This window comes from Halanaerobiales bacterium (assembly GCA_035270125.1).
Classification (GTDB): Bacteria; Bacillota; Halanaerobiia; order Halanaerobiales; family DATFIM01; genus DATFIM01.
On the sequence record DATFIM010000202.1, the window covers coordinates 1 to 4,085 of the forward strand.

4 protein-coding genes are annotated in these 4,085 nt (G+C 30.4%); 1 reads left to right on the top strand and 3 read right to left on the bottom strand.

Annotated features, from left to right (window positions below; genetic code table 11):
• Window positions 1–1,231 (top strand): nucleotidyltransferase (locus VJ881_10185; protein HKL76421.1); only part of this gene is annotated, 1,231 nt, incomplete at its 5' end.
• Window positions 1,232–1,237: 6 nt separating this feature from the next.
• Here the strand turns inward: VJ881_10185 and VJ881_10190 are convergent.
• The 3 genes from VJ881_10190 to VJ881_10200 form a co-directional block, all read right to left on the bottom strand.
• Window positions 1,238–2,260, bottom strand: coding sequence for a PDZ domain-containing protein (locus tag VJ881_10190; protein HKL76422.1), 1,023 nt, complete (start codon window positions 2,258–2,260; stop codon window positions 1,238–1,240).
• Window positions 2,244–3,041 carry a patatin-like phospholipase family protein gene (locus tag VJ881_10195; GenBank protein ID HKL76423.1) on the bottom strand — a complete coding sequence of 266 codons (798 nt, stop codon included), beginning with the start codon at window positions 3,039–3,041 and terminating at the stop codon, window positions 2,244–2,246. The genes VJ881_10190 and VJ881_10195 overlap by 17 nt, the downstream gene beginning before the upstream one ends.
• 132 nt (window positions 3,042–3,173) lie before the next feature.
• Window positions 3,174–4,085: gamma-glutamyltransferase (locus VJ881_10200; protein HKL76424.1), on the bottom strand; the 912-nt coding region annotated here is incomplete at its 5' end.

Consider the following 4,085-nt stretch of genomic DNA (forward strand, 5'->3'; position numbering starts at 1 on the left):
AGGCATTATCACCGAATATAATCCTTTTCATTATGGACATCTCTATCATTATGAAAAAAGTAAAAAAATCACAAACTCAGATGCTGCTATCTGTGTAATGAATGGTAATTTTACTCAACGAGGTCTACCAGCAATTACTGACAAATGGAGTAGAGCTAAAATGGCTTTAGAAGCTGGCGTTGATATTATATTTGAACTTCCACTTGTTTATGGGATTCGTAGTGCTAATTACTTTGCAAAAGGATCAGTAAAATTACTCGCTGAGACAAATCTAGTTAGTAATTTTGTTTTTGGTAGTGAATCTGGGAAAATTAAACCCTTAATGAAAATAGGACAATTTTTAAATAAAAATGATAATAATTTTAATCAAGAAATACAGGATTTAATTCGTAAAGGTCATTCTTATCCTGCTGCTCGTGAAAAAGCTTTAAATAAATTTTTTGAAAACGAAAAAGTTATCTCAGAAATTAAAAGCCCTAATAATATTTTGGGTATAGAATATATTAGAGCTGTTTTAGAAAACAATCTTGATCTTAATCCCCTAACAATTAAAAGAACTTCCAATAATTATCATTCCAATGAAATCAATGGCGAATTTGCCAGCGGAAGTGCTTTAAGAAAATTAATTAGAAAAAATGAAATAAATAAACTAAAAAATTTAGTTCCTGATAGCAGTTTTAACATTTTAAAAAGAGAATTAAAAAATGATAAAATACCTGTCAGAAAAAGCAAACTTAGTTATCCTATTCTAAGCAAATTACGAATGAGTTCTCCAAAAAAATTAAAAAAATATGCTGAAATAACAAATGGTCTGGAAAATCGCTTTTTCAATTCTGCGTTAGAGAGTGGTAATTACAATCAACTTATAGAAAATATTAACACAAAATCAGTAACCCAGAATAGAATCCAGAGAAATCTTTTACATATTTTATTTGGATTAACAGAAAAAGAATTTAATAAAATAGATAATAATGGTCCTGCCTATCTTAGAGTTTTAGCTTTTAATAAAAATGGAGAAAAAATATTATCTAAGTTGAAAGAAAAAAGTAATTTGCCTATTATAACCAAAATAAGTAACTATTTAAATGATATTGATTTAGCTTCTGAAAATCCAGTGATTAAGCAGTTGAGTTATGAAATTCTAGCAGATGATATTTATAGCTTATTATATAATAATCCTAAATATCGTAAAGGTAGACAGGATTTTTATCAAAAAATTATTAGAAATTAAAAGATATTATTCTAATTCATTTTCTAAAAAATATAGAACATCATCTATTGTTTCAACTTTTACCAATTTTATATCTCTGGTAGTCTCCTGAGCTTTTTCATAATTTTCAGCAGGTGTTAAAAATATATCTGCTCCTGCTTCATCAGCTGTAATAATTTTTTGTAAAATACCATCAATCATCCCTATTTTACCATCTAAAGAAATAGTACCTGTTCCTGCAATTTTTTTACCTTTAGTTATATCTTCAGGTGTTAATTGATTATAAATTTCTAAAGTAAAAACACTTCCAGCAGAAGGTCCAACTACATTATCTGTATTAAAAGAAATTTCCCTTGGAAAATCATAAGTTAAATCTTTAGTAATTATTAAAACTCCAATTGAGGGTTTTCCTGGATTTTCCTCAAGTTCAACAGTTTCTAGGGTAATAACTTTTTTGTTTCCATTATTTTCTATTGTTAGATCTATTTTTTCGCCAATTTTTTTAGCTCTAATTAAATTGACAGCATCTGAAGCTAATTTTACTTCTTTGCCATCTACTGCTGTAATTATATCTCCTGATTCTAATTTTCCCTTAGCTGCTCCATCTTCCATTACCTGAACAATCTCTGCTCCATTTCCAGTACCTTCAAAACTAACTTCATATCCTGCTTTTTTTAGGGCGACAGCCTGTGATTTTACTTTGCTTTCTTCCATTAAATTAGCCATAATATCAATATATTGGCTCATTTCCATTCCTTCAGGTATTTGCTGTTGTCTTGGTGTTAATTCATATCCTTCTGGACTTAAAATTGTTATTTTAATTACATCAAGTACTGTAGCTCTTTTACTGCCTACAGCTGTTAACATAAACTTACCTCTAATATTTTCTTTATAACCATCCTTAACTGTAATTAAAGGAGATAATTCCTTTGCTACTCCAGGAGTTGTCATCATATATGGAGTAGGTATAAAATTACTAATGATTAAAATTATTATTATAATACCTATAAACTTTGTTAATTTATCCTTTAGTCTATTTTGTTTTCTCATTATTAACTCTCCCCAAAATACTATCGATTTCTTTTTTATATTTTTTTGCTTCTTGATATCCTTCATATATACAAATATCTGTATTATCTAAATCAAGAGAATCTATATTATCCAGTTTGGGATTAATAGTAATATCTGCTCCAGTTTCTTTTAATTTTTGAAACTCATACTGCATTATGTCAAAAGTATTAAATAATACATCAAAAATATTATCAATCTTATTATTTACTTCTTTTACCCTGATATCAACAGCAATTATAATATCAGCCCCCATTTTTCTTACAGTAGATACAGGGACTCTATCCAGGACTGCACCATCAACCAGCATTTTTTCCTGATGTCTATAAGGAACAAATATACCCGGAATTGCTATACTTGACCTGATTGCCTTTGCTACTGAGCCTTTATTTATAACAACCTGTTCACCCTTTTCAATATCACAGGCTATTGCCGAAAAGGGTATATTTAATTCAGAAAAAGTTTTGTTCTGAGTAAGTATTTCAAAAAACTTAAGTATTTTATTACCTTTGATCAAACCTTTTCTGGGAAAAGTCACATCGGTTAAGGTATCCCAATCTATTTCTTCTGCTATTTTTTCCATATATTTAAGAGGAATTCCTGCCGAATAAAGTCCGCCAATAATACTTCCCATACTTGTACCAGCTATTATATCTATATCAATATTTTCTTTTTCCAAAAATTTTAAAACTCCTACATGGGCAAGACCACGAGCTCCTCCTGCTCCCAGAGCCAGACCAATTTTGGGAGTATAATCTTTCATAAAAAAACTTCCTTTCCTAAATTACTTGCTCCACTAAATAATTATATATAAAAATTAAGATTAATTCAATATTATTCATAAAAAAACCTGCTTAAACTAAGATTATTAGCTTAAACAGGCAATTATATATTTTTAATATGAAGCTATAGTCCCATCTGTTCTTTTTTCTGTACCTGCTCTAAGGACACCATTCTCATTATCTCGCCAGATAATCTGTCCTCTACCAAAAGCACCAGAATTTAGTTTGACTTCAATATCATGACCACGATTTGCCAGCTGTTTTGCTATATTTGTTGGAAAGTCTTTTTCAACTATAACTTTTTTATCATCCATCCACTGCCAGCGAGGTGCATCTAATGCTGCCTGAGGATTGAGATTAAAGTCAATAGTGTTCATAGCTACCTGTAGATGGCCCTGGGGCTGCATATATCCACCCATAACCCCAAATGGACCAACAGCTTCATCATCTTTAGTAAGGAAGGCAGGTATAATAGTATGATAGGTCTTTTTACCACCTTTTAGAACATTATCATGGTTTTCATCAAGTGAAAATAAATGTCCTCTATTCTGTAGTGCTATACCTCTTTCAGGAACAACAAGACCTGAGCCAAATCCCATGTAATTACTTTGAATATAGGAGATCATATTACCTTCATCATCAGCTGCTGCCAGATAAACTGTTCCTCCTTTTTCTGGTTTACCAGGTTCAGGAGATATTGCTTTATCTGAAATCAATTTCCTTCTCTTATCTAAATAATCTTCAGCTAATAATTCTTCCACTTTATAAGTCATTTCATCAAGATCTGTAATATATGTTTTTCCATCAGTCATAGCCAGTTTCATGGCCTCTATCTGTTTATGATAAGTATCTACATTTTCTTTTTCTGGAAAATCAAATTTATCCAAAATACCTAAAGCCATTAAAGCTGAAAGACCCTGGCCATTAGGCGGTAATTCCCAGACATCATAACCTTTATAACTTACTTTAATAGGATCTACCCATTCAACTTCAAAAGAAGCCAGATCTTCTTTAGATAAATATCC